At 45.7% G+C, this 17,314-nt stretch carries 12 protein-coding genes; 3 read left to right on the forward strand and 9 right to left on the reverse strand.

Going from position 1 to position 17,314, the window contains the following annotated elements:
* Positions 1–123: 123 nt before the first annotated feature.
* The 3 genes from R3O62_RS18670 to R3O62_RS18680 are packed head-to-tail and all read left to right on the forward strand — an operon-like array spanning position 124 to position 1,687.
* The gene (locus tag R3O62_RS18670; RefSeq protein ID WP_317472787.1) at positions 124–615 is read left to right on the forward strand and encodes an accessory gene regulator B family protein; all 492 of its coding nucleotides are present in this window, start codon (positions 124–126) and stop codon (positions 613–615) included.
* 14 nt (positions 616–629) lie between these two features.
* Positions 630–1,370: an SDR family NAD(P)-dependent oxidoreductase gene (locus R3O62_RS18675; protein ID WP_005820920.1), complete on the forward strand. Its 741-nt coding sequence runs from the start codon at positions 630–632 to the stop codon at positions 1,368–1,370.
* Between the two features lie 47 nt (positions 1,371–1,417).
* Positions 1,418–1,687 (forward strand): zinc ribbon domain-containing protein, encoded by a 270-nt coding sequence (locus R3O62_RS18680; RefSeq protein WP_005807327.1) that lies wholly within the window; start codon positions 1,418–1,420, stop codon positions 1,685–1,687.
* 192 nt (positions 1,688–1,879) lie between these two features.
* Here R3O62_RS18680 and R3O62_RS18685 read toward each other — a convergent pair whose 3' ends face one another.
* The 9 genes from R3O62_RS18685 to R3O62_RS18725 all read right to left on the reverse strand — a co-directional run bounded on the left by R3O62_RS18685 (position 1,880) and on the right by R3O62_RS18725 (position 17,309).
* A complete protein-coding gene (locus R3O62_RS18685; protein ID WP_005780139.1) occupies positions 1,880–2,143 on the reverse strand; it encodes a GNAT family N-acetyltransferase in 264 nt (87 codons plus the stop codon).
* Between the two features lie 34 nt (positions 2,144–2,177).
* Positions 2,178–3,503 carry a TIGR01777 family oxidoreductase gene (locus R3O62_RS18690; protein WP_317472788.1) on the reverse strand — a complete coding sequence of 442 codons (1,326 nt, stop codon included), beginning with the start codon at positions 3,501–3,503 and terminating at the stop codon, positions 2,178–2,180.
* A 48-nt stretch (positions 3,504–3,551) separates the two neighbouring features.
* On the reverse strand, positions 3,552–4,409 hold the full coding sequence (locus tag R3O62_RS18695) for a glycoside hydrolase family 25 protein (RefSeq protein WP_005780142.1): 858 nt from the start codon (positions 4,407–4,409) through the stop codon (positions 3,552–3,554).
* Positions 4,410–4,442: 33 nt separating this feature from the next.
* Positions 4,443–6,146: a sialidase family protein gene (locus R3O62_RS18700; RefSeq protein WP_032538075.1), complete on the reverse strand. Its 1,704-nt coding sequence runs from the start codon at positions 6,144–6,146 to the stop codon at positions 4,443–4,445.
* Positions 6,147–6,244: 98 nt separating this feature from the next.
* Positions 6,245–7,888 (reverse strand): diphosphate--fructose-6-phosphate 1-phosphotransferase, encoded by a 1,644-nt coding sequence (locus R3O62_RS18705; protein WP_005780146.1) that lies wholly within the window; start codon positions 7,886–7,888, stop codon positions 6,245–6,247.
* 203 nt (positions 7,889–8,091) lie between these two features.
* The gene (locus R3O62_RS18710) at positions 8,092–10,911 is read right to left on the reverse strand and encodes a M60 family metallopeptidase (protein WP_317472789.1); all 2,820 of its coding nucleotides are present in this window, start codon (positions 10,909–10,911) and stop codon (positions 8,092–8,094) included.
* Between the two features lie 182 nt (positions 10,912–11,093).
* Complete coding sequence (locus R3O62_RS18715) at positions 11,094–11,990, reverse strand: discoidin domain-containing protein (RefSeq protein ID WP_005807335.1); 897 nt, start codon at positions 11,988–11,990, stop codon at positions 11,094–11,096.
* Between the two features lie 21 nt (positions 11,991–12,011).
* Positions 12,012–13,922, reverse strand: coding sequence for a RagB/SusD family nutrient uptake outer membrane protein (locus tag R3O62_RS18720; RefSeq protein ID WP_005780152.1), 1,911 nt, complete (start codon positions 13,920–13,922; stop codon positions 12,012–12,014).
* A gap of 9 nt (positions 13,923–13,931) precedes the next feature.
* Positions 13,932–17,309 carry a TonB-dependent receptor gene (locus R3O62_RS18725; protein ID WP_317471643.1) on the reverse strand — a complete coding sequence of 1,126 codons (3,378 nt, stop codon included), beginning with the start codon at positions 17,307–17,309 and terminating at the stop codon, positions 13,932–13,934.
* Positions 17,310–17,314: the final 5 nt, after the last annotated feature.

Consider the following 17,314-nt stretch of genomic DNA (forward strand, 5'->3'; position numbering starts at 1 on the left):
TTCCCCTCCTTTATTCTGCCAACCTTATAAAAACAGCATTTTAAAACGGAAGGTCGCATTTTAGAAAGATTTAATTATCTTTGTTGCCGCAAACCCAGTTATATTTCACCTTTTCGTAAGGAAATGATATACACAGCATCTTCCGCCGCCGACCAAACCGCCTGCTGGATTACAGGCATTGTTATCGCTGCCCTGATCTTTCTTTTTGTGAAGTTCGCGGCAAAAGGCAGCAAACCATTGGAGAAGATAATGCTGGCATCGGGCTGCGTAATCGTACTGCTGACTACACTCATCGTCAAGGTGCCGGCACCCGGCAGCTTCAACCCGGAAACCGGATTTTCGGAGAAAGAAAGAAGAAAAGACAGGCGGATACTCATACGAATATTCTCGGCCATCGGGCTGACAGCCCTGTGGTTCATACCGATACGGAACACTGAATGGTTCGAAGCCCTGATTGAAAAACATATCTGGGTGACTCCCGCAATGCTGGCAGTGTTCCTACTCGCAGGATGGATCCTTAGCGGACAACTGACCCGATGGTACACAAAAGAGCGCCGGACGGATAAACACACCGGACGGAAAAAACGTTCTTCTCAAAGAAACAGAACACCATAAAAGTAAATTCAAATATGAAACGAGCCGTTATCATAGGAGCTACTTCAGGCATTGGACGTGAAGTAGCCAAACAACTTCTCCTACAGGGCTGGCACCTCGGTATTGCAGGGCGCCGGCTTCCGTCACTCGAAGCTTTGCAGAGCAGCGCACCGGACCGCGTAGAAGTCGCCGCACTGGACGTCACCCAACCGGATGCAGCCCCCAAATTGAGTAACCTGATCAGGCGAGTCGGAGGTATGGATCTGTTTCTGCTGAGCTCCGGCATCGGTTATCAGAACATAGGGCTGAATCCGGACATCGAACTGGAAACCACCCGTACCAATGTGGAAGGGTTCACCCGTATGGTGGACACTGCTTTCAATTACTTCCGTGAGCACGGCGGCGGACAACTGGCTGTGATCAGTTCCGTTGCGGGGACAAAGGGATTGGGAGTGGCACCTGCCTACTCTGCCACAAAGCGTTTTCAGAACACCTATATCGACGCACTGGAACAGTTGGCATGCATGCAAAAACTGAACATCTGTTTTACGGACATCCGCCCGGGCTTTGTGTCTACCGACCTGCTGAACGACGGAAAACGTTATCCGCTATTGATGCAACCGGAAAAGGTAGCCCGGCAGATTGTACGGGCATTGCACCACCGGAAACGAGTGGCAGTGATCGACTGGCGCTATGCTGTCATTGTCTTTTTCTGGCGGATGATTCCGCGCTGGATATGGAAACGGCTGCCGATACGGACAGGAAAGACTATGTGACAAGAATATATATCCCTATTGAATAATTCATTAAAAACAAAGAAAGAATGGAACAGAAATTTTGCCAGAGCTGCGGTATGCCGCTTAGCCCGGAAGTATTGGGAACAGAAAAAGATGGCAGCAAGAACGAAGAATACTGCACCTATTGTTATGCCGACGGACATTTCACCGTGGATTGCACGATGGACGAAATGATCAACCATTGCGCACAGTTCGTTGACGAATTTAACAAGGATTCGGAAGTGAAAATGACGAAGGAAGAGGCCATTGCGAACATGAAGCAATTCTTCCCGATGCTGAAGAGATGGAAACAATGAAACATAACTCAAACAGACATCTGTGACGCATAAACAAAGGAGAATGTGTCGAAACTCACCACAGAGGACACAGAGTAACACAGAGTGAATTTTAAGTCATCGATGATTAACATTCTAATCTGTGGCAATCTGTGTAATCCTCTGGTGAAAAGGCTTTTGACACATCTCCTGCTGTATCGGAAGAGGTACCGTTTATTCCACCGGATGCCGCTTCAGCCAGGCTACGGCATACGAACATGTCGCTTTCGGTTTCAGACCTTGTCCGGCAGCATATTTGTAGGTTGCTTCTACCAGAGCTGCCGCAATCCCCTTTCCTTCCAGAGGGGGAGGAACGATGGTATGCATAATGTCCAGCGTTCCATCTTCCACTTCATACTCCACAAAAGCAGTCATTCCATTCTTTTCCAGTTCAAAACGATTCCGCTCCGGGCGGTGAGTTACTTCATATTCTTCCATTTTCCAATCTCCTTTTTGTTTAGGTTAATATAGATTATTTTAAATTCTTCTCCCTCTGCTCCACCCAGATCAACTTATCCACATCATACCCCCTGCGGATGGCAGCATCCAGTAATTTCTTCTTTATCTCTTCCGGCAGAATAGGCGTACGGCTCAATATCCACAGATACTTGTCCGAACTGCTGCCGATCAGTACATAATTATACTCCTCCTGATCCAATTCCAAAACATAATAGTCTGAATAAAAGGACAGAAAAAAGGATACCTTCAGTTTGCCCGGTTGCGACGAATCGGGAACCTTTGCCCGTCCTTCCGCTGTTTTACAGACATCATACGGCTTTTTATGCTTACATCCCCGGTTCTCTACGCGAACGGTTCCGTCGGGCAGCAATGTGTAAGTTGCCGTCACCTCCGACAGTCCCCGCTCAAAGCGGTGGTCGAAACGGGCTATCTCGTACCATGTACCCATATAACGTTGCAGATCCAGTTCGTCCACCGTACTGTGGTCCGTGCCCTCAAAAAAGGCTTCGATAGTCGGTTTATCAAAGCGGAAACCTGCCTCGAGCAAGCGTGTGGGACGCACATTCTGCCCCGACGTTAAGAAGGAAGCCGCTTCACCATATTGCATCCGAAAAAACCAACGTGGTATCACCACCTTCATCCAGGCATGATAGCGCGCTGCCATCGCCCGGGTAAACGCATATTGTGAAACCTGTTGCGGAACCACCAGATTGAACACTCCGCTTAATACTTCGTGGTTGATGATGAACTCCATCGCACGGCAAAGATCCTGGATTCCAATCCAGGGAAAAGGCTGTGTGCCCGGAGCAATCACACCGGCTACCCGTGTTATCCGAAGCGGACGCAACATCTGCTCCATTGCCCCGCCATCGGGTGAGAGCACTATGCCAAAACGGGTGATAGCCAGCCTTGTCTGTGAAGGGCAACGGCGAGCCTCTTTCTCCCAGGCGTAGCAAAGTTCCACCAGGAAACCGCTGCCGCGGGTATTGGTATATTCGTCAAACGTCCCATCTTCCGGATAATATCCTACGGCAGAGGCGGAAATCATTAACCGCGGCTTTGTCTTTACCGCATCCATGGCCCGGATGATGCGATGCGTCACCTTGATACGGCTGTCATAAAGCTCTTTCTTATACTCCGGCGTCCAGCGTTTACTGATGGGTGCTCCTGCCAGATTGATGACTACATCGCAATGCGACAAGGCCTGAATTAAATGTCCCGATGTACCTTCACGAAACATGGGTCTCCCCAGAGGGACTATCCGGTGCCCCCTTTCCGTAAGGTACTCTGTAAGATGCTTGCCTATGAAACCGGAGGCCCCGCTAATTGCTATATTCATCTGAATCTCCTTTTTTTAGGAATATAACGCAGGCAAAGCGGGTAAAGTTCACCTCATAGTCATCTTACGCAACTCTTCGAGCGAACCGTTAAATACATTCAAATCTACATCATGGTGAATACCGGGCACACTTCCGATATCTGTATGCTGCCAGAAATGCCATTTTCCCTGATACTTCACCGAGTCGACATAGTAATGGGCAATCCAATAGGGATAGGCATTGAAAAGCGAATCGTCCAGATAGTGGGTTTTGAATTTATATGAAGTATAGAGGATAGGCTTCACACCATAATGCGCTTCCACCCGGTCGAGCCATTTCTTGATGCTCTGCTGCAACTCCTTCTTAGATTTCTTGCCTGACAGCTCCACATCGAGCACCGGGGGAAGATCGCCACTATCGAGCTTTACGGTACGGATAAAAAAGTCAGCCTGCTTCAAGGCATCCGTACGGGGAGTAAAGAAATGGTAGGCCCCACGGATAAAGCCATGCTGGCGTGCCTGTTCAAAGTTTTGCTTGAAGGTATCATCGCCATGGTCGCCTCCTTCGGTGGCCTTCATAAAAATAAAGTGAAGCGGGAAATCAGTCTCCTTATTCTGTTTCAGTTCCTCCCAGTCGATGTTTCCCTGATAATGGGAAATATCGATACCATGCACTTCATAACCACAAGGAATGCAAACGCCATACTCTTTCCGCCCGTAGCATTCTTTCCAGCGATAGGAATAAGGACGGATAACGAAATAGTAAAAAGCAACAGAAAACAGACCGACAACAACGAGCGCAAGGGTATTGCGCAACCAAACAGGCATGGTACGGGAGGCTTTCTTTTTCGCTTTTCTCTTCCGTACCGACGTATGGCGACGGGGAGCGGGTTTATTAGAAACAGAAGTGGTTCGTGAAGACTTCATTGATTGTATTCTTATTTTGAGTTGGATTCATTTCTAAATAGTGCCATCAGCTTCCGCCCTGACCCATTCCAGATAAATGCCCGGATCAGCCTCTGCTGGAGGAGCGATAAAGTGAACATAACTAATTCCGTTTTGCGACTTGTTTCTGAGTGGAAGACGCAGGGACCGAAGCCGTCCGTCTACCCGGACACGTGCCTGCGGACGTTTCTGAGACAAATCCCATTCCAAAGAAACTTCATGCCAGCGGTCATCTTTCACTCCCAGTTGCTTGCGGGTCAGAGGAAGTTCGTACATCGATTCATAGCGGGCCACGGTGTCCGAAGGATTCATCCAGCGATCATTCAGTAACAATGAAACCGAATGGCTTCCCTCCGGAATACGCAGGCTGGCAGTGAACGTCCCTTTCTTCATTGCCGGGAAGTTCCACACTGCCCCACGTGTATCTGCTACCAGCGAGGCATCCGGCTGATAAGACAAATGGAGCACCTGACAACCCTCTTTCTCGGGATGGGATTCGAGCCGGCACCCCTGTATGCGGTTATAGGCACAATGACCTTTAATGCCGTCGATATAATTGAATGTGCTCCATTGCGAAAGAGAATCGCTGAAATTATTAAAACGGCTTTTCTCGTACAGCCAATTCACGTCGAACATCATCATGGCACGATGAAGGGGATGTTGACCGATGGACGCCAGCACCTTGCCCGGAGCTACTTCTACAAACTGCGCCTGATGGACACCACGGTCGATTCCACCGCCATTGACAGCATAATCGGAGTCATTGCGCATGGGGTCCATATAAAGTTCACGAAAACCTGTCCACGTCTTGCCGTCATCATCGGACACAGCTACGTGAGTCACGTCGCGGTTGGTAAAAACATCATCCCAGACACCATTCGTCCCTTCTTTTTCAGGCAGAGGAGTAGTATTGCACCAGAAAAGTAACAGTCTACCATCGGCCAACCTGCCAAGGGTGGGCATCGTGATAGTACCGTAAAAAGGCGAAGGTTCCGATTCACTCCATGTCAGACCGCCATCTTGCGAGAAAGCCTGATAATGCCGGTCCTGTGAAGTACGCATCAGCATCCAGAGTGTTCCGTCTTTCAGTTCAACCACAGTAGGCTCCACAGCACCGTGATTCCAACGAATACCTTTGTGGAAGCCTCCTCCCCGATGGTCGGGCGAAGTGACTGTATTCGAGCACTTCCAGGTCAGTCCGTCATCATCGGAAACGTAAGTATAACAGCCTTTCGGTGTCACGCCTCCATGGGCAGCCACCACAATACGCTTGCCGTTCTTGATAAAAACGGGTGGTTTAATCATGATGGAACTGCGATCGGCCACTTTCGTAAGGGTACGTCCGCCTGCCAGTCCACCGGAAGTACGAATGCAATAAACACCCATCGCCCCCATATCTACCAAACGGATATACTCTTTGCTCACAGGGCTTTGACGGTCTGCAAAAGGCATCTCTTTAGCCCGGTTTACCCGTTTCCAGGTCAGACCGTGATCGGTACTCGACAGATAAACAGCTCCTGCCACTGCCTGTTCTCCATAGTTGTAATGTCTTACTTCACCATTGTCAAGAAGCGACAGACCGATATAAGCATCGGAAGGCGGAGTAGCTACTTTCAAGGGAGCACAGACCGAATCGAGCACTAACGGACGGGCTTGCTGCGCCTGCCCCGAAAGGAAAAAACCTGCCGCCAACAGGCATAGAGTAGAAAGTCGTTTCATCATATAAATAAGGATATTCAAATGAACTAAAAACCCACCGAAGGGAATTGAATCAATCCGCCCCGATGGGTTTCTGTTATTGTAATGCGGAGAACAGCTTACTTAGCCTGTTCCAGCTGCAATGTCTTAGTCGGCTGGTCGCAAACTTCTGTCGGACCGAAGTACTGGATCGGACCCGGATAAACGTAGTCTGTAGTCAGCGCCCACTGATCGCGTTTGGCAGCAAATGTCAGGAACGGTTTGCCATCCAGTTTCACCAATGCTTTCTGGATTACCGGCTTCATTTCACCGTGACGACGTTCCATGTTCATCATCATCGTGATAGGCACACCGCCTGCGATCCATTCGGCAGCAGGAGCAGTTGTGTTGCGTACAGATGACATGTAACCGGTCTTACCGTTGGCAATCAGCATAGAAGCTGTATAACCCAGTGAATAGCAGTAGTCGGCATCGTAGTTTGACGGAGCAGCACAACGTCCTTCGTAACCGAAGAAGTGGTGCTGTGCAGCAAACTTGCCTACATATTTGCCTTCTTCTTTCCACTGAGCCAGTTTCGTACCAACCATTTCAGACAGCAATTTTTCTGTTTCGATCAGTGATACCTGTACGTTTCCGTGCGGGTCGCGGTCCAGAGAAAGCTGACGTGCCACACCTTCGGGAAGGCTTGCATAGATGTCAGCATTTTCTTTTGACAGCTTGCTGATGATATATTCACGTTGACGAGAACGTTTGATGTTGGCGAACTCAACTGCGTTAGCAGCCAGGAAATCGTTCAACTCAGCGATCAGACGTTTCATAGCCGGGATAAATTCAACCAGACCTTCAGGAATCAGCACAGTACCGAAGTTGTTTCCCTGAGCAGCACGGTCAGCCACGATCTTGGCAATGTAAGTCACTACATCATCCAATGACATGTCTTTTGCTTCTACTTCTTCAGAAATGATACATACATTAGGCTGAACCTGTAAAGCACATTCCAGTGCGATGTGAGAAGCCGAACGTCCCATCAGTTTGATGAAGTGCCAGTATTTACGTGCTGAGTTACAGTCGCGCTGGATGTTACCGATCACTTCCGAGTATACTTTACATGCAGTATCAAAACCGAACGAAGTTTCAATCATGTCGTTTTTCAAGTCACCGTCAATAGTTTTCGGGCAACCGATCACTTGTACACCGGCATTCTTTGCAGCATAATATTCAGCCAGAACACAGGCATTTGTATTGGAGTCGTCACCACCAATGATTACCAGTGCTTTGATACCCAGCTTATTGATGATTTCCAGACCCTTCTCGAATTGTTCCGGAGTTTCCAGTTTAGTACGTCCTGAGCCGATGATATCGAAACCACCAGTGTTGCGGTATTCGTCAATAATATCGGCAGTCAGCTCCATATAGTTATGGTCAACCAATCCGCCGGGACCCAGGATAAAGCCGTACAGCTTATTGTCTTTGTTCAGTGTTTTGATACCGTCGAACAGACCAGAGATTACGTTATGTCCGCCCGGAGCCTGTCCTCCTGAAAGGATAACACCTACATTCATGGCAGGAAGCTGGATAGCTTCACCTTCTTCGAATTTAATCAACGGCATTCCGTAAGTGTTCGGGAACAGTTTCTGGATAGCTTCCTGGTCGGCTACAGATTGTGTAGCTGCGCCTTCAACTGCTTTTACTGAGCCTTTCAGCGCTTTCGGAAGTTTGGGCTGGTAAGCAGCCCTGGCAATTTGCAATGCACTTTTAGTCATTTTCTTTATCTTATATTTAAAGGTGTTAGTAATTCGAACTTAAAAGCGTCGCAAATTTCGTGTTTTTTTCCGAATTATGAAAGAAAATGGTGATTTTGTTCTCTGCGGGTATGCCACAGAGCAAACGAAGGGCACAGAGCTAAAATCAACGATCTGAACTCTGTGCCCTTCCCGGCTACTTAAAGGTATATCTTACTTCCTCTTTAAAACGTCACCACTGTCTTGTCGCCTGTAGCAGAGACGGCATACACTTTAAAGCCGTCCTTCCAGGCTGTTTTCATGGTAAACGTGGCAGTATTTGAGGGTGCTAATACTCCATCGGAGATACAAACCTTTTTACCCGTTTCATCCACTACTTCATAAGCTACCACATTTTTCCAATTGGTCATGGTAAATGTCGAACCGCTTCGCGTAGCTGTTCCGGATATTATTCCGGGTTTGGTTTTATAGAGTTCTACCGAATTATCAGTTATATACTCTAAGGCAACATCCGGTTTCGGATATCCCAAAGCCTCTACACGCTTCTTTATCTCGTCGATACGGGACTGAGTGATAGTAAGTTTTCCAACTCCATAATCGTCCAGAGTGACATCTATCGGAGTCAGGAATCCCCATTTCGTGAAGAAATCCAGCAAATTGGCTTTAGCTATCAAACTACAGATATACACAAACTCAGTCTGTTGCTCTCCGGCAGTCTTCAGGTTGTCGTGCGTACGTATATATTCGTATACATCCGGATAGAATCCTCCTTTGTCAGCCTGCTGAAGCGGTGTCTGCCCAAGCACTTTGCCGAAATAAAGCTCCAGTTGCCAGAAAGGAACAAGTTTGCAGAAAACATCACTGTCACTGCCAAAGTTTCCGTGAGGAGCACCTGCCGCAATGATCTGGGTCCAAGCTTTGGAATATCGGTTCCGGCTACCATCTCCCATATTTTCTGTCTGCAGGCGTGAAGGCTGCCCGAAAATCGTAGTCTGAATATACTCCGACATAATGTTATTCGTCACTTCCGTAGTTCCCAGCCATTTCAATCCGGGACGTGTCTGGTTGCAATGCCCTATTTCATGTGCAGGCCCCCAGCATGAAGAAGTTTTCAGTTTATCCACATTACAAAGTTCCGCCAGTGTACCGTCATTGTACGCGGTGTGATAACTGGTGGCATACATATAGCTGGTATACATCACATGCAGATACATGCGGTTTTTAAACAATTTATTATACTTATACAGCCCCATCAGTTCCATCTCCGAATTCACGATCTGATCATAAGCATCGATCAATGCTTTTCCGTCCGGAGTGTGAGCACGGAAGCGCTCGGTAGGAAATGTGAGATGTGCATAATGTCCCACCACATCAAAATACTTATCGACCGCATTGCTCAACAATTTATTCCAATCGGAAGCCTGATGTTTGGCTACATCGAAATACCCGTTCACCTGTCCGGAAGCAATGTGTATCTTTACAGGCTGAGCTGTTTCATAGTCAGGGGTGTGATACAAAATATACATCAATCCTTTATTCCGGGCCGTAATCTTGTTGGCTCCTTCAGACAACGGATAGAAGGTACCTCCGAAGCCGTCACCACCGGGGACGTCAAGGTTCTGAATCACTGCACTGATAATTTGCCCGTGCGTATCGCCGACCAAGACCATCAACTGTTCCCCGTCTTTTACCGAAATTCCCGTAGGATTGTCGCGCAGGCTGTAGGGACTGGTCTTATGTGTTTTCGACTGATCATCCGGATTGGGCCACGCTTTATAATCTTGAATACGGAACTCTGTCGGATACTTACCTTGCTTCATATAGTAAGCTATGTTCTTGTAGAATGAATAAGGACAGTTTTCTATCTCTTCATCGGTAAGTCCGGGCTTCAGCTCAGAACAAGTTACATCAGTGAAAAGAGTTAACGGGTCAAATGCTCCCGGATTCTTTTTATAAAATTCCATTTCGGCACAGGCCGCAAATCCCTGTCCGTCTCCCGAACCTGATTTTACAATAAACTGAACGGATGTGACGCCGATTTGTGCCTTCGGAAAATTAATACGGACTGCGGCATTGGTACCTCCAAAGTTCTTAGTCATTACAGTATTCCATTCATCGGCCCCTCTGGTATTCGCATTTGACTTCACACGGATCTCTACTTCCTTGAAGTTACCATTCGGTCCCGAAGTACGGGGATAATATATAAAATAATCCATATCCGAACCCGCAGGGAAATTATAAGTCAACGTGATAGGAAAATAATGCTCTCCTGCGTTATTCCAATTAGAGTGATAAATAGTACTCATATCTCCATCGAATGATTTATCGATATTCGAGCCTCCCTGGAAAGAACTTGCCTCGCCCGATTCTACCGGAACCTTAATATCGTCTTTAATACCTTCCATATCTCCGGATTCATATTCTCCCAGTCCTTTTTGAGTAACAGATACCAGAGCCTCAAGCTCTCCGCCTACCTCTTTTACAGTAATATTGCCAGTGCGTTCACCGTCTTCAGGATTGGCCAAGACAATATATCTATGTGTTGTAGTCACCATTTCGGATGCACGCGTATCCGCCGGTTTTTCTTTGACCCATTCCGGCAATGTAATCGTCACCGGCACGTTTGTAGTTACATCGAACGCAATATCACTTCCGCTGGCCTCAACAGTAAATGTCTGTTGGGATATCAGAATAGCAGGATCCGATCCCAATTGGCGTACGTTAACAGTTTCCGTCAATGCATCGGCAGTCACTCTGATCACTGCCTCTCTGGTCTCTTTCCCGTCATATCCGGATACATTCACCGTCAATGTACTTCCGTTGACAGCAACCGAACACCAGTCCTTATCAGACCGTGCCGTCCAATTATCCGCATCGGTGACAATAGCAATGTCACGGGTCCCTGCGTCACTTTTAAAGTCAATTGCAGATTGCGCCACCTCAAGGGTGGTCGATGTTACCATTTTCTCTTCTTCGGCAGAACAAGCATACAGCAACAAGGGCATGATTGCTGCAAAAATCATTGAAATTAGATGTTTCTTCATGTTATTAGGATAAATTAAACATAAGATAAATAAAACAAAGGAAATACAAATTTTGTTCTGGTAAAAAATGTCATTTGTATTTCCTTTTTGATAATTATTTGATTCTTCTATTTAGCATTAAGCCGACAGCCACCGGCTGCGCAGACTCATGCTACTTTATTTAGTCCCTATTGAATCCTGTTTTATTCAATGGTAGTCTCTCCGGTTTCCGGATCATAGGTTTTCACAATTACTTTAGAAAGGGCGAGTTCGGCCAGCGCAATCCAATTGGAACCGCTTGTAGACGATTTCACCTTAAACCAGAGATAACGGTAAGACGCACCCGCTTTTATAATATCCGACTCGTAAGATGCAGCCTTGGTATTGGGCAAATCACTTAAAGACGCCAACAGGGTTGTCTGGCTTTCATCGTAATTCTTTCCATCAAAAGTATTGCTTCCCAGAATATCCATCTCTTTGGGATTATCCTTATTGTTATTATCACGACAAACATAAGAGAACAGGAAAGTAGACAAAGCATTCTCCTCACCCAAGTCAACCACAATGTAATGTGGGAAAGGTGTGGGACTGCTCCATGACATGTGAAAATAAGTGTCGTTCTTTCCATCTATCAGATTGGCGATAGGACCTTCACTGCTTTCCTGATCATCCGTATACAACTGTTTAGCGGACAAAGTCACATCACTCCGGTCTGTTTTAATCTGCTTCGGGGCAGGCAAGGCCCGTGCTGTTATACTGCAACTCTGTGATCCTTCCCCCGCACGGTTGCATGGTTGCAGTGTAAAGTCAATGTCGCCATAGCGGTGCAACAAGTTATCCACCAGCATGGTATCGCTCTTCACACTCGCAAGTCTCAGGCATTTCTTTCCGTCTTCCGGCAACGTATAAGTCACTTTCACATAATAATAATTGGAATCAGCCGGCACTGTCCATTTCAGTTTTATAGCCCCGGCTTTGGCTTCAGCCGACAGTGAATTCTGGTCTATAGTGGTCGGCATGGGGTACTTCTCGTCACTGGAGCACCCTGTCATATTTATCAGGCCCAGTATCGCACATAGGCCAAGCAGTATTTTTTTCATCTTCAATTCTCTTTATAAAGATTAATAACCCGGATTGTTTACTAATTTTTCATTTCTATTAATGTCGTCAGAAGGTATCGGCAGCAGATATTGAGTCGGTGCCTCAAACTTACGTTCAAAGTCAATCGTCTTAATTGCCGCAAAATCTTCAATAGTGGTGGCGGCGATATTCAATCCCTTGGCTTTAGTTCCAAAATATTGCTCTGCCAGCAACCAGCGACGCATATCCCAGAAATTCTGATTCTCAAGATAGAGTTCGTTCATTCTTTCCTGACGAACAATCTGACGGAGCTTCGTCTGATCCAATGCAGCAACGCCACTCCATGCATTTTCTACCGTGGGGATACCGGCACGCTCTCTTACTTTATTCAAGTATTGTTTGGCAGTTTCCAGATCGTTGGTTTCCACACACGCTTCGGCATATGCCAGATAGAGGTCTGCAAGACGGATAATAGGCCAAGGATATGTATTCAGATTGGTCGAATTGGTAGATACAACCGTACTGGGGTCGACTCCTTTTTTATTCAGATAACCACTTGGAGTATAATTTCCGGGACGTTGTACGGTCGCAGTACCACGGCTACAGTTACCTCCCAAAACAAAATCACATATTAATCTGCTGTCCGAATTGTCTTTTTTTCCGTTACTCATCACATAAGCGGGATTAGTCGACCCGTTCATTACTTCGTAATATCCTCCCTGAAAAGCTACCCAAGCATAAAAACGAGGTTCACGTTCCAGATTGAACAGAAGCGTTTTACTACCTTCATGGGCCTCATCAGCATGGTCAGCATCCACATTTACAATCTTCAATTTGTCTTTATCTTTATACTCCGGATCTTCATCCCAAGGCAAACCGTTCTTGGTATAGAAACGATTCAACATAGTCCATGTCGGACCGATACCATTCCATGCCCAGCCATCAGTCACAAACGGCAATGACTTATTCTGTATACCGTATGAACCTTCGCTACGGGTTTCTGCAAGCAGTACTTCCGGATTACGAGAGTCCCAATCGACCAAACTGGTACGTAGACATCTTACGGGGCCGGCTGCCGGATAAGGGTTCGCATCCTCATTACCTATCTTATAGTCTTGCTTCGTATACAAAGCATGCCCATTCTGCTCGGCAAGGTCAATCGCCTCTTTTATGGCTGTTCTCGCTTTTACCCATTTGTTGGGATCGTAAGTAACAGGCATTAACATGTTGCCCGATTTGTCCGCAAAGTTACTGTAGAATGCCGAGTTTCCGTTGAACAACGGAGAAGCTGCATACAACAACATCTTAGCTTTCACCGCTTTTGCTCCCACACTGGTTGCCAGTCCGTAATCTTCTTTATTGGTACGTATGGCAGGCAATGAAGCTGCAGCTTCATCCAACAGATTGCATATCCACTCTACACATTCGTCATAGGGAGTCCGAGGCAAATATTCTGCCTGCGAAGCATTTACATTCGGCAGTTCTTTAATCAGGATAATAGGTCCGTAGCAACGTGCCAATTGATAATGATAATAAGCAATCAGGAATTTAACCTGTGCAATATAATCAGCCTTCACACTTTCAGTCAGATCGGGTACCTTGTCGACATTCTCTAAAAACAGGTAACATTGGCGCAATCCCTGAAAGAATGTGTTCCAATAAGAAATCACCGGCGACGAAGCCGTATAGTTTCCTTTCGGAAAACTGGCAAACGTTTCATGTTCAAAAGCTGTAATCACTTCATCTCCCGTCAGCAAATCAAGACTTGCCGACGCCACATTGCTCTGAGGCAGATAACCATAACAAGAATAAACAAAATTCTTTGCTGCATTCCGATCTTTAAATGCATCTTCCTCGGTCGTTATTTCATCAGGAACGATATTCAGGAAATCACATGAACTATATCCCAGCATCAGGAAAAGCAGGAACAGGAGTTTATATATTATCTTCATAAGTATTTATTATTTAAAAGTTAATTGAATACCAACATTATATGTACGCTGTGTCGGATATTTCATACCGGCACCTCCACCCATTTCGGGATCCCACAACTTAAATGGAGAAAAGGTCAGCAGGTTACTTCCATTCACATAGATTCTTGCCCATTTGAAACGATAGCCAATTTCCGCATTCCGCAATTTCAGGAATGAAGCATCGCGCAGCCAATAGGAAGATGATGCAGTATTGTTGTTATTATTATATTGTGTCAACCTTGGATACTTTGCATTCGGATTCTGGTTATCTTTGCTCCAATGGTCATCAGCAATCCACTTCAGGACATTACTTTTACTCTGTGTTCCAAACGGTTCGAAACCACTCATCATCAGTGACACATGGGTTTGTCCCTGGAAGAAGAAAGAGAAGTCCCAATTCTTCCACGTAACAGAAGGGCCGAATCCGTATATTATCTCCGGAATTGTGGGATACCCCAATACCACTCTGTCATCCGATGTTATTTTCCCATCATAATTTCCGTTAGCATCCGGCTGGTCCACATATTTCACATCTCCCGGCGCAATGGCAATATTGCCGATAGTCGACTGAGGATTATTGGCAATATCAGCCTGATCAATATACAGCCCGTCTGCTACATATCCCCAAATCGAGTTCAAGCTCTTTCCAACCTGCGACAATGCCGGACGAAGTCCTGCCGCTTCATCGTATTTCAAAACTTCATTGTGCGCATAGGTGAATGTTCCTTTCATCTGGATAGAGAGGTCCCGGTTCACCTGTTTTCCGTAGTCCAAAGCAAGATCAAATCCCGTATTCTTCACTTTAGCAAAGTTACCGTAGATTTTAGTATTGGCAGTCCCCAAGTAATTCGGTATCGAATTTTTCTGTTGGAAAATGTTATCCCTGATCTCCCTGAATCCGTCGACAGTAATATTTAATGAATTGAAAAACTGCAAATCGGCACCCACATTCAGTTTATGTCCCACTTCCCATGTAAGTTCGTTATTCTGGAAACGATTATAGGTAGGACCCGATAATGAAGTTGTACTCCCGCCATATCCGGTTGTATAAGACGGGCTGCTGTTCAGATTCACAATTGCCAGATAAGCAAAACGATCACTACCAATCTGGTCATTACCTACCAAGCCATACGAACCACGGACTTTGAAATTGGAAATAACCGGTTTAATAGATTTCCAGAATTTCTCTTCACTGATATTCCATCCCAACGATATGGATGGAAACAATCCCCAACGATGTCCTCTGGCAAAACTTTCGGAACCATTGTATCCGGCATTTACTTCAAGCATGTAACGGTGATCGTAATCATATGACAAACGTGCGGCAACGCCCATCTTACGTTTGGGAAGTGAGCCAATAAGACTGCTGTTTACATTTGTATTATAATCATCCTGGTTATAAAGCAGCATACCGCTTACATTGTGTGAACCGAAGGAACGTTCGTAATTAAGATATCCCTGAATGTAAAACCTGCGGTCGCCGTTAGTACCAAAGAAAGCATCCATCGTATGATTGCTCGGTTCACCGATAGGTGTATTGGTAAAATCATAGGAACCGTCTTCATTTTGTTTATAGTCGGAAAGCTGGTAACTATTGTATCCCTGCAGACGGAACTTCTGATTGTAGCTCCAATTTTTAAATGAGACCAAAGCCCTGAAGCTCAAACCTTTCGTAATAAAATCCAGTTTCTGGTCCCAATTCACATTGGCCACTACCGTGCTCTCGAATGTATCTTTATATCCTGCACTTGAAAGGGCTACCGGGTTGAGCGGTTGATAGTTACCTGCAAGAATACCTCCCCAATGGTACCATGTATCCGATCCTTGCGGAAACATAACCGGGAAATCAACAGGATTGGTTCCCATAATAGCACTGAATATATCTCCTACTCCATTTCCGTCCTTTGTAGTCAAAGGGCCATGCATGTCATTCAACTGCACATTCAGATGCAGCGAAATAGTAGAAGACTTTGACAGATGAAAATCCACGTTGTTCTGAAACGCATATTTCATATAGTCTATATTGTTTTTATAAGAGAAGAAATCACTGGAACGATCCTTCAACATACCGGTTTCATGGTTCATATTGACATTCATAAAATAAGTGATTTTAGAAGTACCCCCACGTACATTAAAATTCGCCTTTTGATTGAATGTTGCATCTTTGAAGACTTCTTTATACCAGTCTACATTAGGATAGATATAGGGGTTCAGATTATTGATTGTACCGTTAATTCTTTCATCAGAATAAAGTACGGCTCCTGTTCCCTGATTGGTAACCGCTTCGTTGTACAAACGCATATATGTAGGTCCGTCAACGATCTCCGGTTTCTTGATCGGAGTATTCACATATCCTTCTATACGCACGCCAATGATCGGCCTTTCAAGATCACTACCCGATTTGGTTTTAATAATAAGTACACCGTTGGCTCCACGAGTACCATACATCGCCGATGCCGTAGCATCCTTCAATACAGAGAAACTTTCTATTACTTCAGGATCCAACGAATTCAGGTCTGCTTTAGACACTTCAACTCCGTCTAAAATAATCAAAGGAGAAGTCGCCCCATTCATCGTCGCAACACCACGAATAAAAAAATCGGCAGAATTCTGACCGGGCTCACCACTACGCTGATAAGCAATCACACCTGACAGGCGTCCGGCAAATGAAGAAGAAAGATTGGCGGAAGGCACCAAAAGGTCTGAAGGACGTACGGACTGAATAGACCCGGTGATAGTCTCCTTCTTTTGTCCTGTACCAAACGCTGTCACCACCACTTCATCCAACTGCTGGGCATCTTCGGATAGGGTGACCGAAATAACCTTTTGGCTACCTACTTTCACTTTCTTGGTAACATATCCTATATATGAAATTTGTATTTCATTTTTAGGAGTTGCCGCAAGTTCAAACTTACCATCCACATCGGTAATAACGCCTGTAGTAGTACCCAGTAGCTGTACAGTTGCTCCAATGATAGGTTCACCGGTTTTAGAATCTGTTACCACACCGATAATTTTGGCTTTTTTTTGTTGTGTGCTTTCCGTTTTCTCTACTTTAAGAATAACCTCATTACCTTTAATGACATAACTGATATTGCTCCCTTTAAATACTTCGTTCAGGACGTCGTTGATGGAACCTTTACAATCGATACTCTTGAGATTTGTGTTTTTCAAATCATTAGCGTTGTAGAAGAAAGTATATGTACTACTTTTCTCTATAAGCCGGATGGCTTGAGGAATGGTGAGAGACTGACCTTTAACCACAATCTGTCCTTGCGCAGCAAGTGCAGACAACGGATAAAGCAGCAGAGCCATGACGATGTATTTAAGACACCGCTTCTGGCAAGAAAATAAAAACTTGTTCATGCTTC

It is taken from the genome of Bacteroides hominis, assembly GCF_033042785.2.
Classification (GTDB): domain Bacteria; phylum Bacteroidota; class Bacteroidia; order Bacteroidales; family Bacteroidaceae; genus Bacteroides; species Bacteroides hominis.

What these genes read in the sequence shown, in the direction of transcription:
- R3O62_RS18725 (WP_317471643.1), bottom strand. Translation starts at nt 17,309, where the DNA reads ATGAACAAGTTTTTATTTTCTTGCCAGAAGCGGTGTCTTAAATACATC.
- R3O62_RS18720 (WP_005780152.1), bottom strand. Translation starts at nt 13,922, where the DNA reads ATGAAGATAATATATAAACTCCTGTTCCTGCTTTTCCTGATGCTGGGA.
- R3O62_RS18670 (WP_317472787.1), top strand. Translation starts at nt 124, where the DNA reads ATGATATACACAGCATCTTCCGCCGCCGACCAAACCGCCTGCTGGATT.
- R3O62_RS18710 (WP_317472789.1), bottom strand. Translation starts at nt 10,911, where the DNA reads ATGAAGAAACATCTAATTTCAATGATTTTTGCAGCAATCATGCCCTTG.
- R3O62_RS18705 (WP_005780146.1), bottom strand. Translation starts at nt 7,888, where the DNA reads ATGACTAAAAGTGCATTGCAAATTGCCAGGGCTGCTTACCAGCCCAAA.
- R3O62_RS18685 (WP_005780139.1), bottom strand. Translation starts at nt 2,143, where the DNA reads ATGGAAGAATATGAAGTAACTCACCGCCCGGAGCGGAATCGTTTTGAA.
- R3O62_RS18695 (WP_005780142.1), bottom strand. Translation starts at nt 4,409, where the DNA reads ATGAAGTCTTCACGAACCACTTCTGTTTCTAATAAACCCGCTCCCCGT.
- R3O62_RS18715 (WP_005807335.1), bottom strand. Translation starts at nt 11,990, where the DNA reads ATGAAAAAAATACTGCTTGGCCTATGTGCGATACTGGGCCTGATAAAT.
- R3O62_RS18690 (WP_317472788.1), bottom strand. Translation starts at nt 3,503, where the DNA reads ATGAATATAGCAATTAGCGGGGCCTCCGGTTTCATAGGCAAGCATCTT.
- R3O62_RS18680 (WP_005807327.1), top strand. Translation starts at nt 1,418, where the DNA reads ATGGAACAGAAATTTTGCCAGAGCTGCGGTATGCCGCTTAGCCCGGAA.
- R3O62_RS18700 (WP_032538075.1), bottom strand. Translation starts at nt 6,146, where the DNA reads ATGAAACGACTTTCTACTCTATGCCTGTTGGCGGCAGGTTTTTTCCTT.
- R3O62_RS18675 (WP_005820920.1), top strand. Translation starts at nt 630, where the DNA reads ATGAAACGAGCCGTTATCATAGGAGCTACTTCAGGCATTGGACGTGAA.